Here is a 24,550-nt window from a genome sequence, read left to right on the forward strand (position 1 = left end):
CTGTAAAGCAGCGTTTCATGGAGGAAAGGGATGCCTCTCAAAGCAAAGTTAATTCTGCTGACATTGATACCCGTGGTATTGGTGTCAGCGAGTATCAGTTGGATTTCTATCTATCAAACCAAGACTCTTGGCAAAAGGGAGGTAGAGATCTTTCATCAAAACCTGATCCAATCAAAAGAGGCGGCGCTCAAAGACACGGTCGACGTCGCCTTTGACTCCATTTCTTATATCTACAACGATCCAACCTTAGAAGAGAGCGTTGCTAAAACACGCGTGAAAGCGATTTTAAACCGTTTAAGCTACGGAGCAGACGGCTACTTTTTTGCTTACGATAAATATGGCACCAACCTTGTACATCCTGTTCTTCCAGAGCTAGTCGGGGAGAACTTACTCTATCTTGAAGACGAGAATGGCGATCGTCTAATCGAAGCTTTGTTGTATCAAGCTCAATCAGGTGGTGGATTTCATCAGTACCTGTGGCAAAAGCCATCTACGGGTGAAGTCGTCCCAAAGCTTAGCTACGCCGCATGGCTCGATAAGTGGGAGTGGATGATAGGGACAGGGCTCTATATTGAGGACGTCAGTCAAGAAGTCGCCAATATGCGTGCTGCGGTGAACAAAAATATCGAAACGACTTTTTTCTCGGTCGTCGTGATCTTAGCGGTGACAGTTGCTGTAATTATCGTTCTCACTTTAGCGATCAATCTGCATGAACACCGTCTTGCTGATAAAAACCTTAAAGAGTTGGCACATAAAACCGTCATGTTTCAAGAGGATGAGAAAAAGCATCTAGCGAGAGAGTTGCATGATGGAATCAACCAGTTGTTAGTTTCTAGTAAATGTCATTTGGATTTAATGAGTCATAGACTGGAAGACGAAAAACTCAAATCCCACTTAGACAAATCGCAACGCTCATTGGTCACCGCGATAAATGAAGTAAGGCATATTTCTCATCAACTTCGCCCTAGCGCCCTTGATGATATCGGCTTAGAGGCGGCACTGACCACTTTACTGCAAGACTTTCACTCTCACTCTGGGATTGATATAGAAAGTAATTTTGATACTCAGCAGTACAAACTGACGTCGGAGGTCGCGACGACCTTGTATCGTGTTGCTCAAGAGTCTTTGAACAACATCGAAAAACACGCAAGAGCGAAAAAAGTGACGGTTACTTTGCAAAAAATGGGCAATATGCTGCAATTACTCATACGTGACGACGGTGTTGGCTTTGTGGTTAACCAAGCAGTGCACCAGCAAGGGATTGGGTTAAGGAACATGCAAGAGCGTGTAGAGTTCATTGGTGGTGAGTTTGAACTGATGAGTGAGCTTGGTTTAGGAACAGAGATTACCGTGCTGCTTAATTTGGATGAATTAGTTTATGGATAAACCGATTAGTGTGGTGATTGTTGATGATCATCAAGTGGTCTTAGATGGCTTCATGGCTCGCTTGGAGTTAGAGCCTGACATTGAAGTGGTCGGTACGGCAAGCAATGGGCTGGAAGCGATTGAAGTCGCAAAGCACCTTCAGCCTGATGTCATCTTGATGGACATTAGCATGCCGATAATGAACGGTATTGAAGCGACTGGGGTAATTAAAGAAGAGCGACCAGAGAGCAAAATACTTATGCTGACCATGCACGATAACCGTGAATACATCATGAAGGTCATGCAAGCTGGCGCTGTAGGGTACATGCTCAAGGAAATCTCGGCCGAGAAAATGGTGCAAGCAATAAAAACGGTAAATCAAGGTTCAACGTATTTCTGTGAGTCTGTCACACAAACGCTTTTTACCCAAGAGGTGGTGCCAGCCACTCAAAAAACGAATCCACTCAGCCGAAGGGAAGAAGCGGTGCTTAAATTAGTCGCTCAAGGAAACAGCAGTAAGAAAATAGCCACACTACTTAACATTAGCTACCGAACAGTAGAGACGCATCGCCACAACATTAAGCACAAGTTGGATTTACATTCGACGGCGGAGCTAGCGAAATATGCGTTTGAAACAGGGTTAACGGAGTAGGAGAGTAGTGCCCGCAAAAAGCGAGCACGTGAGAGCGAAATTAATCGACTTTTGTAATGCTGCCAAGCTCTAGCATTGGAGCGACATCGATATCCTCTGCATTCATCATTGTTGAGATGCGCTGAACGGAAGATAGCAGCAGAGACTGCTCCCATTCTTCCAATTTTTGGAATCGATTAATGAAGTGTTCCTGCAATGGCGTTGGTGCTTGCTTTAAGGCTTCTTGGCCTTTGCTCGTAAGTACAGCATGCACTTTACGCTTGTCTTGAACACTGCGTTGACGCTCAACAAACTGGCCTCGTTCTAGTCTATCTAGAATGGTCGTTGCGGTCGCTTGGCTCATGTTAGTGTGGCTAGACAACTGTTTAATCGTTACGTTATCTAACTCATTGATAGCACGCATCAAAATCAACTGTGGAGCGGTCAATCCAGACTCTTTGCTCAGCTTTTTAGAATGTAAATCAATAGCGCGGATGATCTGACGAATCGAGACCAATACTTCTTCGTACTTTTCCAATTTATTCATCCAGTCTGTAGGGAACATTTATCGAGGCGACACTAACTTAAATGCGCCCTTATTTAAAGGGGTGGAATCAAAAATTACCACTACAATTTTAAGTAGTGTCTCCAATTTCATTTTGTCGCGTCGTGTAGACAAAATAAGAAGACCTAAAATTATTATAGCAATAAATGTTTGTGGTCTAACTATTGCGGTAGTGGTTTATCCTTTTAAAGGCGGAAATTGCTGAGTGAAAAGTAAGTTATTGGATTTTTTCATAGCAAAAAGATAGACAAAAACGTGTCAAATGATAGGATCTTGCGCCTTCACGGAATGTAAAACGTATCGTGTTCGAAAGATTTTTTTGTTTGGTACGTAAAAACAGTACAAAAATAGAGAGGAACGATGACAAAGGGTATAGATAAGTACAGTATCGATAGTACCGACTATACGGTAGGTCAAGACAACGTTCAAAAATGGGGTTTTGATGTTCATAACCCAGTTTTTGGTATTAGTGCAGGTTTAATTGCGCTGTTTCTTGTCGCTGCATTAGTTCTAGATGCACATACCGCAAAGACGGCACTTGATGGGCTGAAATGGAAGATCATTGGTTCATTCGATTGGTTGTTCATTATTGCAGGTAATATTTTCGTTATTTTCTGTTTGGCACTTATCGTTTCGCCAATGGGTAAAATCCGCTTAGGTGGTAAAGACGCTGTTGCAGATTACTCGTTCATGTCATGGCTTGCAATGCTATTTGCGGCTGGTATGGGTATCGGTTTAATGTTCTGGAGTGTCGCAGAACCTGTCGCTTACTTCACTGGTTGGTATGAGACGCCACTCGGTGTTGAAGCAAACACACCAGAAGCAGCGAGATTGGCACTGGGTGCGACGATGTTCCACTGGGGTCTTCACCCATGGGCAATTTACGGTGTTGTAGCACTTTCTTTAGCATTCTTTGCCTACAACAAAGGTTTACCGCTTTCTATGCGCTCGATCTTCTACCCGCTTCTGGGTGATCGCGCGTGGGGCTGGGCTGGTCATATCGTGGATATCTTGGCCGTTCTTGCGACCTTGTTTGGTCTTGCAACGTCACTGGGCTTAGGTGCACAACAAGCGGCAAGTGGTATTCATCACGTATTTGGTGTTGAGCCAGGCCTTGGCCTACAAATCGTCGTCATTACCGTTGTAACTTTGCTTGCTGTTGTTTCAGTCGTACGTGGTATTGATGGTGGCGTTAAAGTCATTAGTAACATCAACATGGTTGTGGCGTTCTTGCTACTGATTCTTGTTGGTCTTATCGGTTGGGCGGCGAGTTTAGGCTCGATTCCAACCACACTTATGGCATACGTAGAGAATATTATTCCGCTAAGTAACCCGTTTGGTCGTACAGATGAAGCATGGTTCCAAGGCTGGACAGTATTCTACTGGGCTTGGTGGATTTCATGGTCACCATTCGTAGGTATGTTCATTGCGCGTGTTTCTCGCGGTCGTACCGTTCGCGAATTCATTACAGCCGTTCTATTGGTTCCAACCGCTGTTACTGTTGTTTGGATGTCAGTATTTGGTGGTCTAGCGATCGAGCAAGTTGTTGATAAAGTAGGTGAGTTGGGCACGAATGGTTTGACTGACGTTTCACTTGCTATGTTCCAAATGTTCGATGTTCTTCCATTTGGTAGCATGCTTTCAATCATTGCTGTTGTGTTGGTACTTGTGTTCTTCATCACGTCTTCTGACTCTGGTTCACTTGTTATCGACAGCATCACAGCGGGCGGTAAAGTCGACGCTCCTGTACTTCAACGTGTTTTCTGGGCATTTATGGAAGGTGCAATTGCGGTTGCTCTACTGTGGATTGGTGGCTCAGAAGCAGTTCAAGCGCTTCAGGCAGGTGCAATTTCTACAGCACTACCGTTTACCTTCATTCTGCTTGCAATGTGTGTGAGCTTATTGATGGGTATGAGAACAGAACGTCAATAACTCAGGCATTTTATAAATCTGTCTGAGTAACAAGTAATCAAAAGGCCAGCATTTTGCTGGCTTTTTTTGTGCGGTTTTTATGACGGTGAGACAAAAAAATGACACATGAAAGTTTATATTTTACAAAGAGTTAATGTGCTATTTTGTTTTTTAAAAATTAGTGAATAGTCGTGAAAAAGTGTGTAATATTCACACACCTTAACTGTTCTCCCAACTCAAAAACTATAAATATGAAATTATCATTAAAACAAAAGCTTATTGGCGCAAGCCTTTCTGCTGTTGTTGTGATGGCAACAGCACTTACTTGGTTGTCGGCTGGTCAATTATTTGATCAGACTCGTTCAGGTGTCTATTCACGTGCGCAAAGTCTAAGTACTACTGCGTCAGAAGGAATTTCTGATTGGGTCAATATCCGTAAAGATATTGCTACCGCATTCAACGACTACTCGACAGAGCAAGACGTTGTCCCTTTCCTACAACAAGCTCGCAAGGCTGGTGGCTTTGATGACATCTTCCTTGGTACACCAAACGGTGATATGTATCGCTCTCACCCTGAGCGTAACCGTGCTGATTACGACCCTCGTACTCGCCCTTGGTACAAAGATGCTAACGCCGCAGGTAAGCAGATCATCACAGCTGCATATCAAGATGCAATCACTAACGCGCTGCTTGTAACCATTGCTGAGCCAGTAATGAAAAATGGTCAGTTTGTTGGTGTTGTTGGTGCAGATGTACTGATCGATCAGCTCATCAGCGACGTGATTAACCTAGATGCAGGTGAAAATGCGCATGCGATGTTAATCGATATGAATGAAGGTACGTTCCTAGCGCATCCAGATAAAAGCTTAACGCTTAAGCCTATCACCAGTGTTCTAAAAGACTTTTCAGAAGAGGCAATCGAGCGCGCTGCAGATGAAGGTCGTATCGAAGATACGGTCATCAAAGGCAAAGAGAAGCTTTACTACTTTAATAAAGTACCTGGCACGCATTGGATGTTCGCGATTGAAATGGATCGCGCAACGGAAGAAGCAGGGCATGCGGTATTGCTACGTGACCTATTGATCACTGCAGTGATGATCACCATTGTGGTTATTCTTGCGGTATCTTGGTTGGTTGGTTTCTTGTTCCGTGACTTGAGCCGTGTATCAAATGCACTTGAGGAAATTGCATCTGGTGAAGGTGACTTAACGCAACGACTAGAACCACGTAGTGATGATGAAGTCGGTAAACTGGCTGAAAACTTCAACCGCTTTGTTGGCAACATGCACACGATGGTGACCAAGCTTAGCCACGTATCATCTGCGCTTTCAGAGCAAGCACGCACGACGGCACAGCAAGCTGAAGAGCGCAGTCAGCGTATCTCTTACCAGCAAGATGAGATCAACATGGTGGCGACGGCTGTGAACGAAATGGCAGCAGCGACACAAGAAATTGCAGGTAATGCAGATAGCACGGCAAGTAACTCAGAGGAAGCGGTTCAAGCTTGTTCACACGGTTCTAGCCAAGTGACTCAGACGCAAGGTTCTATCCAGAACTTGGCGCAAGAAGTTCAAGTCGCCACTGATGTGATTCAAGAGCTAGAAGCACACGGAAATAGCATCAATACGATTCTATCAACGATTCAAGGTATTGCTGAGCAAACTAATCTACTTGCACTTAACGCGGCAATTGAAGCGGCACGTGCAGGTGAACAAGGTCGTGGCTTTGCTGTGGTTGCGGATGAAGTTCGCGTATTGAGCCAACGCACTCATGCTTCAACGCAAGAGATTCAAGAAACTATCGAGATGCTACAGGGCACAACAGCGAAAGCGGTTGGCATCATGGGTGATAGCCGTCGTCTGGCTGACACCAGTGTTGATGATGCAAACGCGGCTGCAGCGAGCTTGACGCAAATCCATACTGCTGTTGAGCGCATCAGTGACATGGCAACGCAGATTGCATCGGCGGCAGAAGAGCAAGCATCGGTAACAACCGAGATCACGCGTAATACTGAAGGCATTCGTGACGTTTCTAACGAGCTGTCGGTTGAAGCTCATCAAGCAGCAGAACAAGCTGCCCACCTATCTGAGCTTTCACACGAATTAGAGCAAGAGATTCAACGCTTTAAGCTGTAATCGGATACCAACCTAAATAAAAAGGAGCCATTTGGCTCCTTTTTTGATCGCTTATTAAGCTAGAAAGACGTTATAGCCAGAACTCACTGATCGGTTGCTCTTCGCTATAATGATGGGCGATTTGCGCTTGTAGCAGTTCTGCCGTAGCAATTGCATCGGTTAATGCATGGTGAGGGGTATAGTCTGGCAGACCATAACGGCGTCGAGATTGCGCTAGCCGAACCGATTCTGGCTTTTTCCCTTTTAAACGCTCCCAGAGTGAGCCAGAGCGTTTCTGTTGAATGGTTTCTTCAAGATGCAGCGTATCTATCACTGGAAACTCAATTCCTTCACCTAAACGGCTTTTGAGTGCTTTATCCAGAAATTCTCTCTCGATACGACGATAATGCACAACAATGATTTTTCCGCTTAAGCATGGTAGTAGCTCGCTTAAGATGTCGCCCAAGTCAGGTGCATCGATCAATTCACTGTGAGTAATACCATGTATGATTACCGAGTCTTCATCGAGTGCTCGCTGCGGGCGAACTTTCCAATGACGCGAATTGCGCAAGAAAATACGTTTCAAGTTAAACGGCACTAAACCAATGGTAATGATGTCATGTTTTTCAGGGTTCAACCCCGTCGTTTCGAAATCTAGTGCCACGAACTCGACCTCAGACAGGGGGGTCTCTGGTGCAGGTGGTTTATTGCTATAAAAAGCAATTAAATTCTCATCTTTAGCCATCTCCAACTTTTGTTCAAATTTCGTTGGCCACTGAATGGTCGGCTTCTGAAAGAGCTTTTTGATCATGTTCAACCTCACTTAAAGCTCTTATTTGCTTGGTAGCGGAACTTAAGGAAGTTCTGACCATTGCTTAGGATTTGGAAAGCATCTTTTAGGTTGCGACGTTCAAATTCAGAGAGGTTTTCTGGTTCGATATTGTTATCTGGGTCAATGCCTAATTCCACGTCCGTCGCTTGGTGACGAATACGCACCATGGAAATAAACTCTAGTGCGTCTTTTAAGTCTTGTGCACGACCTTTTGGCAAAATGCCAGCATCAATGATGTCGTCGAGACGCTCAAACGAATTCTGTGCGCGTGAGCCAACCGCCAGAGAGTGAACGCGAATTAAGTCGACCAGAGGAGCCGTACCACGACGTTTGAGGTTGATGGAGTTGTTGTGTCTGCCATCTTTCTCCATCACAAAGTCTTTAAAGAAGCCAAGTGGCGGCGTTCGGTTAAGTGCGTTGCGAGCCAGACAGGCTAAGAAGCGATTGTTTTTACGCGCACGACGAACAATAAAGCTGGTTAATTGTTCTGCCCATTTTAAGCGACCGTAAACGCCATCCAAATCGAAAAAGATGGACGCGTTGAGTAGCGCTTTCGGGTTCGGGTTATCAATCCAGTCAGCGAAGCACTCTTCCCACTCTGAACGAGTCATGCGCCATAATGGGTTGGTTGCCATAATATCGCCCGTACAATACTTGTAGCCACAGGCATCTAATCCATCACTGACGTATTTCGCTAAAGCTTCGAAGTACTTACCATGTTTCTCTTCTTGGTAGGTCTCATCTAGAATGATGGCGTTATCTTGGTCAGTCACCAACAGTTGCTCATCACGTCCCATTGAGCCAAGTGCAAGGAAACAATAAGGAATTGGTGGTGGGCCAAGCTCTTCTTCAGCCATTTCTAACAGACGCTGTTTGAAGCTTCGACCAATCACGGACATCGCACTGCCCACCATGTGTGAGTTGGCATCTTCGTTGACCAGGCGTACAAAGCTGCTTTTTACTTCTTCAGCAACAACTGCCAAATCTTCGATAGTCTGTTGTTGGAAAATGCTACTCACCAATAAGAGCGAGTTTTGTGATTCATAGCGAACAATGTCGGTTGTTTCGATAATACCAATAGGCAATTGGTTTTTAACCACAGGCAGGTGGTGCACGTTGTAACGCAGCATCGTTAACATTGCTTCATAGATGTAGGCATTGTGATCAAGAGACATGACTTCAGTGGTCATCACACTTGATACATCGTCCTGTGGAGACAAGCCTTCGGCCAACACACGGGTACACAAGTCACGGTCAGTAATAATACCAAGTACCGGAGACTGTGGGTCATCTTCGTCACGAACGAAATCTGGATCGACGATAAGTAGAGCAGATACGTTGTCATTCGCCATCTGCTGCGCGGCTTGTTGGATTGTCTGTCCTCGATCAATCGTATGAGCATCGCCAGTCAGCAAGGTTTTCACTTTCGATGTCGTCAGGTCATTGGCATCTTTGTTTTCTGAAATGGCTTGGCGTAAACGAGCACTATTTTCCACTTCGACAAAGTCTGCAAAGGAATCAAAGTTGTCGTATATTTCTTGGAAAACGTCACCAGGAATACAGTAGAGCAGAGTATCTTCAATGGCTTTTACCGGAAAGCGTACTTTGTTGTTGGTTAGCATTCCCATCTGGCCAAATAGGTCACCTTCATCAAGACGGTTATAAAGCTCTCCTTTGCGTCGATAAACTTCTACGACCCCGCTTCGCACCACGTAGAGATCTTGGATATAGTCTCCAAAATGGATGATTGGGGTATCTTCTCGGTAGTACGAGATCTCGACACTCTCTGTCACCTTGTTTAGTGTTTCTTCAGGGAGTTCATTGAACGGGGGGTACTTGGCGAGAAAGTTATAAATCTCGAGAAGTTCTGCATCCATCGAAGGTGCCTTTTAGTTCGCAAATAATAAAGTAATCTTAACTTAGTTTTAAAACAGAGTCTTATCTGAACCGTGATTTTCGTACTCAGTCATAAGATTCTGACATATCGCACGATAAGGAATCGGCATTTCTACTACTATATAGTCACTTAAAAGGTGAGCGGACGTGGTCGATATATTTTGGGCCAATGCTTGATTTAGAGGCATAGCAGATTTCAAATCGTTACCGCGTCTGTAAACTAAGTTATTTTTGTTGAACTAAGCCACTCAAGGTGATTTGGGGGCAGTGTTTAAATAATTCTCATGAAAGGAAGTCGAATGGTGAGAAGTTTATTGCTTGCGTCTTTAGCTGCTTTGCCAGCAGTAACTAGCGCGGCGGTCATGGACCAAGCAGAAAAATTTGGGTATGAACACATTCACCTGGATGTGGGTGCCGGAACCACAAATGAAGAGTGGTTAGATAATTCGAACGCGACCACAATTGGGCTCGGTGGTAATTACTTATTTACTGAGAACTGGTTGTTTAATGTCGATTACTCGGCGCAGTTTTTCCATCCGGACGACTTTACTCTTCGCATTGACCGTTTGTTGTTTGGTGGTGGTTATCGTTATGGGATTACGGATCAATTCGATATCTACGGTAAATATGGAATAGGTGCAATCAAAGCGAAAGCGACGGACGACAAAACGGATAATACGTTATCTTCAGATAGCGAATTGCTTCAAGCCGTCACCGTTGGGGTGAATTACTTATTCAGTGAAAAACTTATTGCGACGGCCGAGGTGGAAGTTAACCGCAGTGATATCGTCGATGAGAACAATTTTAAGATAGGTTTTAACTACCAATGGCATGATGTTATTGGTACTGGTCTTTTTTATCAGTTTAGAGATACCGATTACAGCGGTGAGAGCTCTGATTATGTCAATGAAGTGGGGCTGAGTTTGAAGTTTGTCTACTAGCGGACAGGTTCATTTATTGGCAATAAATAAAAAAGGTCAGCTTATGCTGACCTTTCCTTTTAATAAAGTATGCGACTATCGATTATAAAACCGCTGCAATGCCTTTACATAGAGGACCCATATTTGACTTCGTCATACCAGCAACACTGATTCGGCCTGAACCGACGATGTAAATACCGAACTCTTCTTTCAGACGGTTTACTTGCTCTTTAGATAGGCCAGAGAAAGAGAACATACCATTTTGACGTTCGATGAAGCTAAAGTCTGCGTCCACACCTTCTGATTTTAGTGTCGCTACAAATAGTTCACGCATCTCTTGGATACGGTCACGCATTTCTGCTACTTCAGCTTCCCATTCCGCACGCATTTCGGCATTGCCAAGAATGTGAGTCACGACCGCGCTGCCGTGCGCTGGTGGGTTAGAGTAGATAGAGCGAATAATGGCTTTAACTTGCGAGAATGCGGTTGTTGCGACTTCTTCTGATTCCGCTACTAACGTGAAGGCACCAACGCGTTCGTTGTATAGGCCAAAGTTTTTCGAGAAAGAGCTCGCGACTAGGATTTCTTTGTTGTACTTAGCAAAAGTACGAAGACCCGCCGCATCCTCTTCCACACCTTTAGCAAAGCCTTGGTATGCGAAGTCAAATAGAGGAAGCAATTTCTTCTCTGCGACTAGTTTCGCCAATGTTTCCCATTCTTCAGCAGTTGGGTCGATACCTGTAGGGTTGTGGCAGCAGCCGTGTAGAAGCACGATGTCACCTTCAGATGCAGATTGCAGATCGTTTAGCATTGCATCGAAGTCTTTGTCTTTTGTTTCAGCGTTGTAGTAGCTGTATTGTGCCGTTTCGATACCAGCAGCAGTAAATACGCCGTTGTGGTTTGCCCAAGTAGGGTTGCTGATCCAGATTTTTACATCGCCAAGTTGGCGTTTAATGAACTCACCAGCAACACGTAATGCACCGGTACCACCTGGAGCTTGAGCTGTTTTAGCGCGTTTTTCGTTTACAATTTCCGCATCAGAGCCGAAAAGCAGTTTTTGTACTGCAATGCCGTACTCTGCTGTGCCTTCGATAGTTAGGTAAGACTTGGTTTTTTCAGTTTCAACAAGCGCTGCTTCAGCTTTCTTTACTGTTGCAAGAACGGGAGTTTCGCCTTGCTCGTTTTTGTAAATACCTACGCCAAGGTTAATTTTGTCTGCGCGAGTATCTTTTTTAAACTCTTCAGTAAGGCCAAGAATAGGGTCAGCCGGAGCGGCAACTACTTTTTCAAACATAATCTTCATCCATGTTAATCGAAGGGGTGTGCTAACATTTATACCTTTCAGCAATATTGGTTACAACCGTTACTGAAAAGAAAACCTAAAAAAGTTGCGATTTGAAACAGAATTCTAACATAACTAAAGTTTTTGCCATGAAAACGTTTGGTAGGCACAGAGTTTGAAGGGGATTTATACCATGGTTGATGAAGTTTTGTTCACGTACCAATCGTTTGACTTCAGTGCTTTGCGTTAGTGATTTACGTGGAGTGGCGGTTACTCGTTGAGACAAAAACGCCCCACTAAAGGTGGAGCGTTTGCTTGTAAGGAGTATAGATGTCGGCTGATGTTATTTCTTCAGATCGATTTCAGACTCAACCGCATTGGTTTCGATGTCTGGGTTAGAAGAAAGCTTCTCAGTTGCCCAGTCGTTCATATGCTTTAAGATTGCTTTTAACGCGTGCTTCTCTGTTGGGACTTCCGCTTTTTCGACTTCAAGCTTTTGTTTCGGGTGTGTGCCCGTCGCATCTTCCGCTACGTGTAGCCAATCTGGGTGCCAATAATAAGGTTGGCCGGAAGGTGAACTCCAAGAATGTACGCCGTTGGATTCACCTTTGTATTTAATGTCTTCTTCGTTGTATTTCGCCATTACTGTTTTCTCTCATAATTCATGAGTTGAGGTGTGCATCACCATTACTATCTAAATGTAACAGATGTAATGAAAATTAATGTGATAACTATCGACTTATTTTGTCATTCGATAGCTACAGACGATGCGTACTTCTCATTCAGAAGAATTTATTATTTGGCAGGTTTTGGCTTTATCTGCGTTTAAAGCATACGACGATGGATTCGCCTACCTAACGCTATTCTTGAACGGTGATAGAACCTAAACTACTCGTCATTCAAGTGTTTGAGAATCGCCGCTTTTGCATGCTCTTCTGTCGCTGCTTCTCCGTCAGGGACTTCAAGGTCAGCCTTTTTGTGTTCACCCAAAGCATCTTCAGCGATATGCAACCAATCAGGATGCCAGTAATAAGGGGTTGTGCCGCCAGGATGGTCCCAGCTATGTACACCTTTATGTTTCCCGCGATAAGAGAGATCGTCCATTGTAAATACTTTCATCGCTTCCTCCCGGCTTAAAAGATAGATGTCTAAGTGGATTTAACACTCTCAGCTCCGTGGAATGCCTTGCTTTTCGGACAAGGCAAAGATTTAAGACCACTCGGACGTATCAATAAAAGTATGGAACATAAATTCTCACTTCGTCGTCGAAATTGCTATTAACAAGCTTGATAAATTACGTTGCTAAATTGACTACTGCCATATCAGAATGCTGGCGCGAAGTATGCTATGGTGCAGCTGCAAGTGAAATGAGGGATACATGAATCGATACCGTCAATTGGCCGAATTGTTTAAGGCACAAATTCAGCAAGATACTTGGAGAGCAGGGGAGAAGCTGCCTTCAATACGCGTCACCAGCTGCAATCATTCCGTAAGTGCAGGTACGGTATTACAAGCCTATCAATTGCTAGAGGCGCAAGGCTGGGTGATAGCAAAGCCTCAATCTGGTTACTATGTGACTGCCGATCTTGAACGTCTCACCAATACGAATGGAATTAAAAGCAACAATACGCCATGCACTAAGTTGAATGATGAGTTGTATTCGTTTTTGAAGCACCAGGCAACATCGGATGTTGTTCATTTAGGCTCGGCGTTTCCGGATCCGTGTTTGTTTCCTTTAGAGTCGCTTAACCGTAATTTGGCCAGCTCGGGACGAAAAATGGGGCCGGATAAGTTGCTAGACAACTTACCTCCTGGTGCCGAGTCGTTAAGGCGACTCGTCGCTCAGAGGTATATTCATCATGGGATATCACTAACCCATGATGATGTGGTTATTACTTCCGGTGCGCTAGAAGCATTAAACTTGAGTTTGCAAGCGGTCACCCGACCAGGTGATACCGTCGTTGTCGAATCCCCAACGTTTTATGGCGCACTTCAAGCGGTAGAACGATTAGGGCTCAAGGCTATTGAAATCAGTGTCGATGATGAGAGCGGGCATTCGCTTGAACAAATCGAAGCAGCCTTTGCCAATGAAGACGTTCGGGCTTGTTGGTTAATGACGAACTTTCATAATCCAACCGGGGCTTCTTTGTCTGATGAACACAAACGATACATTGTTGAGTTAGCCAATCGATATGATGTGTATCTCATCGAAGACGATGTGTACTCTGAGCTGTATTTTTCTGGCAAAAGGCCGAACTCATTGAAGACCTTTGATGAGCAAGAGCGTGTCCTTCATTGTGGTTCTTTTTCTAAGAGTTTATGCCCTGGATATCGCTTGGGTTGGGTGGTGAATAAGCGTTTTAACGAGACTATTCAAAAGCTCCAGTTAATATCGACATTGTCTGGGAGTGCCCCTATTCAGCAGGGGGTTGCACATTACTTACAAAACGACAGTTACGACAACCACCTGAGAAAGCTGCGTAAGACACTGCAACAACGTCAAGCTGACTTCGTGGATTTACTTGCAAAGCACCTACCTAAAGAGGTTACCTATCAACGTCCTGATGGTGGTTACTTTCTTTGGTTGAAATTGCCAGATGGAATATCAAGTAAAGCGGTATATCAAGCACTATTGTCTGAGCAGGTTACCGTCGCTTATGGCAAACTCTTTTCGATAAGTGATCAATACGAAAACTATTTAAGACTGAATACATCGCTTCCTTTAGAAACGAGTTTGGAACGTGCTATCAAAAGGTTAGGTGATTTGCTTCGCGAATTACTCAGAATTGAAACTCATTAAACTGCTTAGTGTTTTTTTGCTCCAACTGTATCAGCGCCATTTTTGCAAATTGTGCTTCAATTATTATTCAGGTCGACAGACCTTGGACGATTAAGCAGGATTTAAGATGAAAAAGCAGTTGGTTAAACATGAGTTAAGGTTAATCGCCGTTGCTATTTTTAGTGCGTTTTTACTGGTATTTGCGCATCTTATTTTGGCGAAGTCTTTCTCTCATATGGCTTGGACAGAGTACACCGCGGCCGTGATCCCTTTCGTAATGTTTGGCTTATGTATTGTGGGCGTAAAGTACGCTGAAAAAGCGGACAGAGATAAGGAAGAAGACTAACTCAAGCTTGAGTTGCTTGGCAGATAGTATTGACGGTTGAGCACAAAATAAAAGACCTCCACTAGGGAGGTCTTTTCTAATTCTGTCTCACTAAAAAGTGATTAGAAGTTCGCAGAGCGAGGCGTACGTGGGAATGGAATCACGTCACGAACGTTGCCCATGCCTGTTACGTAAGATACTAGACGCTCAAAGCCTAGACCAAAGCCTGCGTGTGGCACTGTGCCGTAACGACGCAAGTCGCGATACCAGCTCATGTGCTCAGGGTCGATACCCATTTCGCGCATGCGTGCATCCAGTACGTCTAGACGCTCTTCACGCTGAGAACCACCGATGATTTCACCGATGCCAGGTGCTAGAACGTCCATTGCCGCTACCGTCTTACCATCATCGTTCATACGCATGTAGAATGCTTTGATGTCTTTCGGGTAGTTCTTAACGATTACCGGCGCTTTGAAGTGCTCTTCCGCTAGGAAACGCTCGTGCTCAGATGACATATCGATACCCCACTCAACTGGGAATTCGAACTCACGGCCAGAATCCAGCAGGATTTGGATCGCGTCAGTGTAGTCAACTTGTGCGAAGTCAGAAGAAACAAAGTTCTCTAGACGGCTAACGGCTTCTTTGTCGATGCGCTGAGCAAAGAACTCAAGGTCATCGCGACGCTCTTCAAGTACTGCTTTGAATACGTACTTAAGCATGTCTTCAGCCAGTTTCGCAACGTCGTCCAGTTCTGCAAACGCAACTTCAGGCTCAACCATCCAGAACTCTGCTAGGTGGCGGCTTGTGTTTGAGTTTTCAGCACGGAAAGTAGGGCCGAAAGTGTAAACCTTACTTAGTGCACAAGCGTAAGCTTCCGCGTTTAGCTGACCAGATACCGTAAGGAAAGTTTCTTTACCGAAGAAGTCTTCGTTGTAGTCTACTTTACCAGCGTCTGTACGAGGCAGGTTTTCCATGTCTAGCGTAGAAACGCGGAACATTTCACCAGCGCCTTCAGCATCTGAGGCAGTGATCAACGGCGCAGATACCCAGAAATAACCTTGCTCGTGGTAGAAGCGGTGGATCGCTTGAGATAGGCAGTTGCGTACACGAGCTACCGCACCGATTACGTTTGTGCGCGGACGTAGGTGCGCAACTTCACGTAGGTACTCGATAGAGTGACGAGTTTTTGCCATCGGGTAAGTTTCAGCGTCTTCAACCCAACCAACCACTTTAACGCCAGTGGCAGCAAGTTCGAAGTCTTGGCCCTTTGCAGGAGATTCAACAATCTTACCAGTTACTTCAACAGAGCAGCCAGTCGTTAGCTTTAGTACTTCGTCTTCGTAATTATTAAGATTATTTGGGACCACGGCCTGAATCGGGTCGAAACAAGAGCCGTCATATATGGCAAGGAAAGAGATTCCAGCTTTGGAATCACGACGTGAACGGATCCAGCCACGAACAGTCACTTCGCTGTCTACTGCTAGCTGACCTTTCAATACGTCTGATACAGGCGCGTAAGTCATGTTTTCAATATTCTCCATTGAGGTAAAAATTCAACCCAACACTTATCAAAGTACTTGTCTAATAACATTTTTGTTCAAAAAACAAGCTAAGTGCTGAGTTGGGTAGCATTTTACAGATTCAACGAGACATATTACCTGTCAATTCGCTCGCATCAACCTTTATATTCATTTTGATGGGGAGAATCTCTCTATTTATTCACTCTTTGATGCTCTGAAAGTGTGAATTGGTTAAGTAATTGCTCTAAACGTTCGGATAGATGCTCTAAATCAACACTAATATCACGCGTGTGCGATGCTGATTGCGATGTGTCGTTAGCATGCAGTGTGATCACATCAATTTTGGATTGAATACGCTGACTGACGTCGGATGTGGCTTGCGTCTGGCTTTGAATGTTTTCCGCATGTTTCAGAACTTGATGCATTTCATCGACAACGTTATGCATCGTGACTGAAAGTGTCTCGACATCGACTGAACGTTGATGAGCAAACTGGCAGACAGTATCCACAGAGGCTAAGGACTCTTCACTCCCTTGCTGGAATTGAGAAATGATATGCTCAATGTTGCCTGTGGCTTCGGCGGTCCGAGAAGCTAGGTTACGCACTTCCTCCGCGACGACGGCAAAACCGCGTCCTTGCTCTCCGGCTCGGGCGGCTTCAATTGCAGCATTCAACGCGAGTAGGTTCGTTTGTTCTGCAATGCCTTTAATGACCCCAAGAATGGATGATACTTCTTCGGTTCTTTGGTTTAACGAACTGATTTTTTCCCGTACGCCGTCAATATTGCTCACCAAGTGTTTGATGTCTTCGCTCACGCTGTGTGCTTGGCTTGCGCTGTGAGTGGCAACATCAACGGTATGGTTGACTAGAGCTGTGGCGTTATTGGTCGAGTCTTCAACGGCGGTTTGTTGTTGCAACATGTCGGTGATGTTGCTTTGTACGTCACTGGTTTCCAATTGTTGATTATTGGCCGCTTTGTCTGTTGATTGTGCAACATCCGTTAACTGACTGGCTGAATTGGCAAGAGAATGGGAGGTGTCTTGTACACGCTCTAAACTCTCAGATACCGTGTCCATAAACGAATTAATCGCGGTAGAAAGTTGGCCTACCTCATCTTTTTGGTGATGAATAAGTCGTTGAGATAGATCTTTACTATGGCTCACATTCGCCATGAATTGCGACGTTTTTTGTATTGGGCGAACAATGATCTTACGAATCAAACTCATCGTTATAATAAAACCAACAAACGCGATAACGGCCATTATTCCCATCGCAAACATTGCCTGTTTATTGATCAGTGAATTGACGTGGTTCATGTTGTATTCCAAACGAATCGCGCCCAATACTTCGCCTTCTGGTGCTACATGGCAAGAAACGCAGTTGGTGCCACGATAATTTTCGCTTGATTTCATTGGTAGCGCGACAACCAGTCCGTTCCCCCAATCGGCTGAAATTGGCTCAATGACCAGTTCGCCATTTAAAGCTCGTTGGTCAATATCATCGACCGGTTGTTGGTTTGCTTGTCCTGGTCCGTAAAGCTTGGTTACGGTATCAGCCCGCAACACGCGAACTTCTTCAATCCCTTCTTGAGCGAGTGCTTTTTTTCGCAAAGTTTCTTTTTGCGACATGGTGCCTGTTAGCATCATCATGTTTAGGCTATCGAAGTAATTACTAGCCTTATCATGAAGCTGTTCACTGAGAACATCATTGATTAAGGTTTTTTGTTGATGGTATTGATAAGCCGTAGAGGCAGCCAGAACACAGCTGAAGACGGCAATTAACGCGAGCAAGAGCTTAAAAGTGATAGTTGAGCGCATAAATTTATAAGTGTAATTGGAACGAACTGCACAATCTTAATGTGCACAAATGCACACTGCGATCAACGAAATGAATGATTGTGACCCCACTCATGTTGGGGATATGTAATTGTGATGTGAGTGCTGTGTAATCAAATCTTTGGCGCATGACAGAAATACGACGATCAGGACAAAGGTTTAATTATTTTCGCTGAGAACAAACGGCGTTTTGCTACGCTTGTATTGAGTAGCGTTATCAAGGTTGGTGCGATTAACGTTACTCAGATGGCTGAGTTAACAGATATGGCAGAGCAAGAATCTTCAGACTACGCAGTCAGGTCCAGAATCTTTGATGAATCAGGAAATGGGGCTTATGACATACAAGTTATTAAGCGGTTATCTACACGAATACTGCCGATTCTACTATCTAAAGTAATACCAGTATGAGTTAAATTAAAATAGTAACGTTGAACCGTAACATTCGTCACCTTTTCGCTAAGAGAGTATGTAATAACGCAAATTTTTGGCATAAACCTTTTCTCACACCTACACTGAAAACTGAGAAAAGTGAGGTACTTGCCGTAGTGGCTTGCAACTTTCAGTAGGGGGGGGGAGTGTGAATACTTCAGAATATAAGATACTTGTAATTGACGATCAGCCAGTGGTTAGGAAAACATTAACGATCTGTTTGAATAACATAGGTATCAAGACAGTTTTCGAAGCTGAAAATGGTAAGCAAGCGAAGGAGCTTTTGGCGTTTAACGAATTTAATGTAATTTTCTGTGATTTGAATATGCCAGTAGAAGATGGTTTTGAAGTTCTAAGAGCTTTAGGAGTCATGAAGTTTTCTGGCGCCGTAATAATCATTAGTAGTGAAGAACAAGAAATCCTAGCGTCTACATCTAACTTAGCGCGGTTTTATGACTTGAACATTATGGGTTGTGTAGAAAAACCTATAACGTTCAAAGTGGTTCAAAATATCATCGAAGCAATACAAGCTTTACCTACTGTTAAACGGGCAACAACACAACTTTCCGAGCTACCTGAAGAGGAACTTATTAGGTACCTAGAGGCACAGAAAATAGAAGCTTACTTTCAACCTCAAGTAGATCTGATATCAAAAAAGATGAAAGGTGTAGAAGTTTTAGCTCGAATTCACGATGACCAAGGTTCTTTGATCCCACCAGATAGTTTTATTCCGGTAGCAGAAAGGTCTCCGTCCATCATACTTGAGCTTACTCAGAAGGTTATTGATAAAGCCTTGAAAGAAGTATCAAGAAACTATAAATCACTTTGCAATCTAACATATGCATTTAATATATCGGGAAAAGTTTTAGAAAATGAGGACTTTCCAAAGTGGCTATGTAGAACAGTTGATAAATATGGTATCCCTCATGAAAAGATTATTTGTGAGTTAACTGAAACAGCAATAAGTTCAAGTCCAACTATTATCGACACTCAGATGCTTAGGTTAAGAATTATGAAGTTTAAGCTATCTATAGATGATTTTGGAACGGGATACTCCTCAATAGCTAAGTTACACACAATCCCATTTAATGAACTAAAAATTGATAAAGAGTTTGTTTTTAATTGTCTAACCAATATTAAGTCGGCTGCGATTGTTGAGCAAAGTATAGAAATGGGAAGAGCACTAGGAATGTCAGTTGTAGCAGAAGGTATTGAAAGTGTTGAAGTAGAAAATTTTCTATTAAATAAGGGGTGTGAAATAGGACAGGGTTATCTTTATTATAAGCCTGTGAAAATTAGTGAAATACTAAATGGGATTGATGATTTTAATTTTAATAGTGAGAGTCGTTAATGAAGTTTTCTATTAAACTACCTTTACTATTTTTTGTTTTAAGTTTAGTTATGTTAAGTGCTGTTACATTTGTGTCCTGGAAAGGGAAAGATATTCTTCAGGATACAACTTTAACAAATATTGAGAGAGAAGCTACATTATTAATTAGACTAATAGAAAGAAACTTATTTGAACGATATCATGATGTACAGGCTTTTAAACTATCCTTAGGACAACTTGAAGGGAGTCATTTATATAAACGTTCATTCAATTCAGAAGTTGTTGATAATTTAAATCATTTCGTGAAAAATTATAAAGTATATAGACGGATAATAATATTAGATACGAACGGAAATATCTTAGCTTATAATTCTGAAAATCCTTTCGGAAAGAAACTAAAAGATCTTAATATTACTCCCAATGAAATACGTGATAGCATCTGGTTTCAAGAAGCCATGAGTGGTATTACGCTTGAACCAAAGCAGCCTGAAAGCAGTTATGTAACAGGTCCAAATCGATATTTAATTGATAGTGACTCTAATTCTTTCGATATGATTTTTGCTTCGGTTATTCGCAACACTAATGGTCAAAAGATCGGACTTTGGGTTAATGTCGTTGATTTTAGCGCTGTTGAAAAAATAGTTGAGGAAACTTATGAGCTACTTTCGAGTAGGGGGTTGCAAAGTGCAGAGTTGACCATCCTTGATGATCAAGGAAGAATTATCGTGGACTATGACCCTGTGGGACAGAGCAAGCCTAGGTATGCTCGAGATTTTGGTGTCTTAAGTAATTTAAATTTAGCAAGTAATGGTGTCGAGGGAGCAAGATTGGCAGTCGCAGGACTTAGCGGATCAAATATTTCAAGACATTTTCGAAAGCAAGTACAACAAGTCACAGGTTACGCACATACTAGTGGAGCATATGATTATCCTGGTCTTGGTTGGTCTGCGATGATTCGTGTTGGTGTTGATGAAGCGTTTTACGAGTCAGACTCCCTTTTTAAAAATACGTTGCTGCTCTCAATACTAATTTTGGGATTAATTTTACTAATATCATTTTATTTAGGTAAGCAGATTGCTCGTCCGCTAAGTGAGTTAGCGCTGAGTGTTAAGCGACTAGCAAGTGGTGAAAAGAATATAAAACTTCCTGCTATCTATGGCAAAAATGAACTAGCGATTATGGTTTCAGAGTTAGATAATTTAAAAGAAATTGTTATTGAAAGGGAGAGGCTTAGCAAGGAAACGGATGAACAAAGATTTTTGTTGGATATTCAAAGTAAGGCGATAGACTCAACTGCATCGGGAATAATAGTTACAGATATTAATCAGAAAGATTATCCAATTATCTTTGCGAATAGAGCGTTTGAAGTTCTTACTGGTTACTCTAAAGAGGAAGTTATTGGTAGAAACTGTCGATTCTTACAAGGTAACGATAGAGAACAAGAAGGTTTAGACAGAATACGTGAAGCTCTGGAAAATCAGTCATCTATATCCGTTATTTTGCGGAATTACCGTAAGGATGGAACATTATTCTACAATAACTTAAGAATTGACCCTGTTTTTGATGATGAAAACAAAATCACACACTTCATTGGTATTATTACTGATATTACAGAGATAAAAAGGCGTGAAGAAGAAACAAAGATTAAACTAGAGAGCGAAATACAAATAAGAACAAAAGAAGCTAGAGAGTCTGAAACCCGCTTAAGAACAGTATTTGATACAGCTTTAGATGGTACTGTTGTTATTGACATAAATGGGATTATCTTAGATCTAAATCGATCAACAGAACTTATATTTGGTCGTGTTAGAGAGGAGCTAATTGGCGAAAACGTTTCTATACTTATGCCCCCCCAATATGCTCATGAACATGATGATTATATTCGTAAGTTTTTATTTACTGGCGATAAAAAGTTAATCGGAACTCCAAGAAAGGTTGAAGGCTTACATAAATCAGGGCGTGTTTTCCCAATAGAGATATCTGTAGGAGAAACCAAGGTTGATGATTCTCAAGTATTTGTTGGAATTATAAAGGATATAACCAACCAAGAGGAAACAAAGAAACGAGAACTAATACTTCAAAACGAGCTTCGTGAGCGAGAAATAATTTATAGAGCTGCGTTTAGCCAGGCTGCTGTAGGGATATGTCGTGTTAGTTTAGAAGGAAAGTTCATCGAAGTTAACGATAAAATGTGCGACATATTTGGCTACAGTGAAGAGCAATTACTTTGTATGTCAATTGAAGAGATTACTCATCCCGATGACCTCTATAAAAGCCGTATAATGATAACGTCATTAATTGAAGGCAAAAAGCGTAGCTTTGCAATAGACAAGCGATATATTAGTAAAACAAAAGAAATGTTTTGGGCGACAGTCTCTGTGTCTGTTGTTCTGGGTGAGGACGAGCAGCCTAAATATTTTATATCAGTTATAGAAGATATTTCTAATAGAAAGAAAATTGAGAAGGAGCTTCGCTCGGCGAAAAGATCTAGAGATGAGCTATTAAGAGGTATGCGCTTAGCTTCCGATGCTGGCGGGATTAGTAACTGGGTGTTGAACCTCAAATCAGGGGTTCTAAAGTGGGACGATAAGATGTATGAGCTATATGGCGTACAAAAAGGTTCCAAGCTTACAGTAAAAGATTGGGAAAAAGCATTACATCCAGATGATTACGAACAAGCAACAAAAGCTTTTAATGAGTCTCTGAAAACTAAGGATGTATTTAACGCCGAATTTAGAATTATCAATCAAAGTACAAATCAAATTAGGTGGATAAAAGCGGCAGGAGATGTTGTCTTTGACAAAGAGTCTGGTGACGAGATGGTCTTTGGAATCAACGTGGATATCACTGACGAGAGGAATGCACAAGCTGCTTTAGAGCGTGAAACGTTGTCAGCAAAGCAAGCTAATGAGGCGAAGTCTCGTTTTCTTGCCACGATGAGTCATGAAATACGCACGCCCATGAACGGTGTTATCGGCATGGTTGATTTACTTAAAGAAACAAATCTAAGCAAAGATCAGCATAACATGGTTCGCACTATACGTGATTCATCATTTTCTTTGCTGGAGATAATAAACGATATATTAGACTTTTCAAAAATAGAGTCAGGGAAAATGGAACTTGACTTTACCAACGTAAATATTATCAATCTAATTGAAAAAACTCTTGATGCATTGTGGGTGAATGCTCATCAGAAAGGTATTGGTTTATATCTTTATTTTGAAAATAATATTCCTAAAGAGCTATTGCTAGACACGGTTAGAGTACGGCAAATCCTTCTAAATTTGTTGGGTAATGCAATCAAGTTTACAAGTAGTGAAGAGCAAAAGGGAGTTATTAAATTATGCGTTGGTTATCAAAACAACCGGTTAATAGTATCCGTTGAAGATAACGGAGTAGGAATGAGTTCAGAACAAGTGTCTCGACTCTTTACTCCTTTCGCTCAAGCAGACGGTTCTACTACACGAAAATTTGGAGGAACAGGTTTAGGGCTTAGTATTAGCAAGTCTTTTGTCGAGCTCATGGGAGGAGAGATAGAAGTTTCAAGCAAGCTTGGTCACGGAAGCTGTTTTTCATTCACCATTCCTGCAGAGTCTAATGACTCTTCATCACTACTCAACAGTTATGAGCTATCGAATTTTAAAGTCGTACTAAAAATCGATGATGAAAATTTATCTGATATTGTCAGAAAAATGCTCTCTAATCTCAAAGTGGCCGATGTTTTGAGTGAGATTGAAAAACTAACGGATCAGCATGAGCTGAGTATTTATATTGGTGATCAAGCAAACCAGCTCGATGAACATAGTAAGTATCGTGTTTTAGAAGTCGTAGATAACCCGACAGCAACCAAAGGATATATTAAACCTAACAAATACGTCATTGGTACACACCCTTTCAAACCTAGCGATTTTATTACAGCTTTAGCAGTGCTATCTGGACACGAAAGTCCTGATTTCGACTGGTCAGAGTGCCTTTACGACGAAGATAATAGCCAGTTTGATACAAATGATGAGGATAAAAGTGGTATCACTATACTTTGCGCTGAAGACCAACCAACCAATCAGTTAGTTTTATCTCAGCAGCTTGATCGCCTTGGCTTTAGCTATGAGATGGCTTCTGATGGGAAAGAAGCACTTGAACGATGGCTAGAAGGAGATTACGACTTAGTATTAACAGATTGCCATATGCCACAGATGGATGGTTTCGAGCTGACATCAGAAATAAGGCGAATAGAGGAAGAGAGAGGAGAAGAGAGAACACTTATCATTGCTCTAACGGCAAACGCGATGTTGGGTGAGGCAGAGCATTGTTTAGAAGCAGGTATGGACGACTATATAACTAAACCTGTTGAGTTAAGAACGTTGAAAAAAGTATTGTGGTTACGTTTAAGGGGAAAAGATCTAAGACAAAAGGTTGATAGAAAGCCTATTGACATATCACATATGAATGTATCTGAGGATACTGATTCTCGCGGATTGATAGATTATCATCATTTATCTGCCGTTATTGGATCGGACAATGAGGAGGTGCAGAGAGCAGTACTATCAATGTTTTGGGCTAATATTGTGACGGATATAGAGAAATTAGAAGCCGCTATTCAAGAAGCCAATTTTGAACAAGTTAGAAGCCTAGCCCACGGAGCTAAGGGGGCTGCCACATCGAGTGGTGTATTAGCCCTAGGGGATTTATTCAAAAGTTTAGAAGAAAACTACATAGATGTAAGTAAAACTAGCGCTTTAGTTCGGGATATAAAACAGCTTATTAAACAAGTCGAGATCCAATTGATGCAAGAAAATATAATTTAACGTTCCTTTAG

General features: G+C 42.5%; 17 protein-coding genes. 9 read left to right on the forward strand and 8 right to left on the reverse strand.

The window, feature by feature from the left end:
- Positions 1-30 precede the first annotated feature (30 nt).
- Both FKN16_RS14650 and FKN16_RS14655 read left to right on the forward strand, forming a co-directional pair.
- Entirely contained in the window at positions 31-1,386 is a 1,356-nt protein-coding gene (locus tag FKN16_RS14650) for a cache domain-containing protein (protein ID WP_005394729.1), read from the forward strand.
- Positions 1,379-2,017: a response regulator transcription factor gene (locus tag FKN16_RS14655; protein ID WP_005394727.1), complete on the forward strand. Its 639-nt coding sequence runs from the start codon at positions 1,379-1,381 to the stop codon at positions 2,015-2,017. The genes FKN16_RS14650 and FKN16_RS14655 overlap by 8 nt, the downstream gene beginning before the upstream one ends.
- A 40-nt stretch (positions 2,018-2,057) precedes the next feature.
- Here the strand turns inward: FKN16_RS14655 and FKN16_RS14660 are convergent, their stop codons facing one another.
- Positions 2,058-2,534: a MarR family transcriptional regulator gene (locus FKN16_RS14660; RefSeq protein ID WP_031780419.1), complete on the reverse strand. Its 477-nt coding sequence runs from the start codon at positions 2,532-2,534 to the stop codon at positions 2,058-2,060.
- Positions 2,535-2,921: 387 nt separating this feature from the next.
- Here FKN16_RS14660 and FKN16_RS14665 point away from each other — a divergent pair, with 387 nt between their 5' ends.
- The gene (locus tag FKN16_RS14665; protein ID WP_005394723.1) at positions 2,922-4,493 is read left to right on the forward strand and encodes a BCCT family transporter; all 1,572 of its coding nucleotides are present in this window, start codon (positions 2,922-2,924) and stop codon (positions 4,491-4,493) included.
- Positions 4,494-4,723: 230 nt separating this feature from the next.
- Complete coding sequence (locus FKN16_RS14670; protein ID WP_012841645.1) at positions 4,724-6,607, forward strand: methyl-accepting chemotaxis protein; 1,884 nt, start codon at positions 4,724-4,726, stop codon at positions 6,605-6,607.
- 70 nt (positions 6,608-6,677) lie between these two features.
- Here FKN16_RS14670 and FKN16_RS14675 read toward each other — a convergent pair whose 3' ends face one another.
- Together FKN16_RS14675 and FKN16_RS14680 are read right to left on the reverse strand one after the other, a co-directional pair.
- Entirely contained in the window at positions 6,678-7,397 is a 720-nt protein-coding gene (locus FKN16_RS14675; RefSeq protein ID WP_080955984.1) for a 3'-5' exonuclease, read from the reverse strand.
- 8 nt (positions 7,398-7,405) lie between these two features.
- Positions 7,406-9,295: a DUF294 nucleotidyltransferase-like domain-containing protein gene (locus FKN16_RS14680; protein WP_005396868.1), complete on the reverse strand. Its 1,890-nt coding sequence runs from the start codon at positions 9,293-9,295 to the stop codon at positions 7,406-7,408.
- Positions 9,296-9,613: 318 nt separating this feature from the next.
- On the opposite strand from FKN16_RS14680, the gene FKN16_RS14685 reads away from it, so the two are divergent.
- Positions 9,614-10,255 (forward strand): outer membrane beta-barrel protein, encoded by a 642-nt coding sequence (locus FKN16_RS14685; RefSeq protein WP_046876189.1) that lies wholly within the window; start codon positions 9,614-9,616, stop codon positions 10,253-10,255.
- 82 nt (positions 10,256-10,337) lie between these two features.
- Here FKN16_RS14685 and FKN16_RS14690 read toward each other — a convergent pair whose 3' ends face one another.
- The 3 genes from FKN16_RS14690 to FKN16_RS14700 all read right to left on the reverse strand — a co-directional run bounded on the left by FKN16_RS14690 (position 10,338) and on the right by FKN16_RS14700 (position 12,635).
- A complete protein-coding gene (locus FKN16_RS14690; protein ID WP_012841647.1) occupies positions 10,338-11,528 on the reverse strand; it encodes an amino acid aminotransferase in 1,191 nt (396 codons plus the stop codon).
- Between the two features lie 331 nt (positions 11,529-11,859).
- Positions 11,860-12,159, reverse strand: a complete 300-nt coding sequence (locus tag FKN16_RS14695; protein WP_005396873.1) for a hypothetical protein — start codon at positions 12,157-12,159, stop codon at positions 11,860-11,862.
- 245 nt (positions 12,160-12,404) lie between these two features.
- Entirely contained in the window at positions 12,405-12,635 is a 231-nt protein-coding gene (locus tag FKN16_RS14700; RefSeq protein ID WP_005396877.1) for a hypothetical protein, read from the reverse strand.
- A 259-nt stretch (positions 12,636-12,894) separates the two neighbouring features.
- Between FKN16_RS14700 and FKN16_RS14705 the strand changes: the two genes are divergently transcribed.
- Both FKN16_RS14705 and FKN16_RS14710 read left to right on the forward strand, forming a co-directional pair.
- The gene (locus FKN16_RS14705; RefSeq protein WP_170903005.1) at positions 12,895-14,316 is read left to right on the forward strand and encodes a PLP-dependent aminotransferase family protein; all 1,422 of its coding nucleotides are present in this window, start codon (positions 12,895-12,897) and stop codon (positions 14,314-14,316) included.
- 106 nt (positions 14,317-14,422) lie between these two features.
- Positions 14,423-14,641 carry a hypothetical protein gene (locus FKN16_RS14710; RefSeq protein WP_012841649.1) on the forward strand — a complete coding sequence of 73 codons (219 nt, stop codon included), beginning with the start codon at positions 14,423-14,425 and terminating at the stop codon, positions 14,639-14,641.
- Between the two features lie 101 nt (positions 14,642-14,742).
- Here FKN16_RS14710 and asnS read toward each other — a convergent pair whose 3' ends face one another.
- Together asnS and FKN16_RS14720 are read right to left on the reverse strand one after the other, a co-directional pair.
- Positions 14,743-16,143, reverse strand: coding sequence for an asparagine--tRNA ligase (gene asnS, locus FKN16_RS14715; RefSeq protein WP_046876186.1), 1,401 nt, complete (start codon positions 16,141-16,143; stop codon positions 14,743-14,745).
- Positions 16,144-16,331: 188 nt separating this feature from the next.
- Positions 16,332-17,957 (reverse strand): methyl-accepting chemotaxis protein, encoded by a 1,626-nt coding sequence (locus FKN16_RS14720; protein WP_170903006.1) that lies wholly within the window; start codon positions 17,955-17,957, stop codon positions 16,332-16,334.
- A 595-nt stretch (positions 17,958-18,552) separates the two neighbouring features.
- Here FKN16_RS14720 and FKN16_RS14725 point away from each other — a divergent pair.
- The gene (locus FKN16_RS14725) at positions 18,553-19,755 is read left to right on the forward strand and encodes an EAL domain-containing response regulator (protein ID WP_346341426.1); all 1,203 of its coding nucleotides are present in this window, start codon (positions 18,553-18,555) and stop codon (positions 19,753-19,755) included.
- Entirely contained in the window at positions 19,755-24,539 is a 4,785-nt protein-coding gene (locus FKN16_RS24805; RefSeq protein ID WP_170903007.1) for a PAS domain S-box protein, read from the forward strand. Before FKN16_RS14725 ends, FKN16_RS24805 begins: the two co-directional genes overlap by 1 nt.
- The last annotated feature ends 11 nt before the right edge of the window (positions 24,540-24,550 follow it).

The sequence above is a fragment of the Vibrio sp. 11-4(1) genome (genome assembly GCF_013048625.1).
Taxonomy (GTDB): Bacteria; Pseudomonadota; Gammaproteobacteria; order Enterobacterales; family Vibrionaceae; genus Vibrio; species Vibrio diabolicus.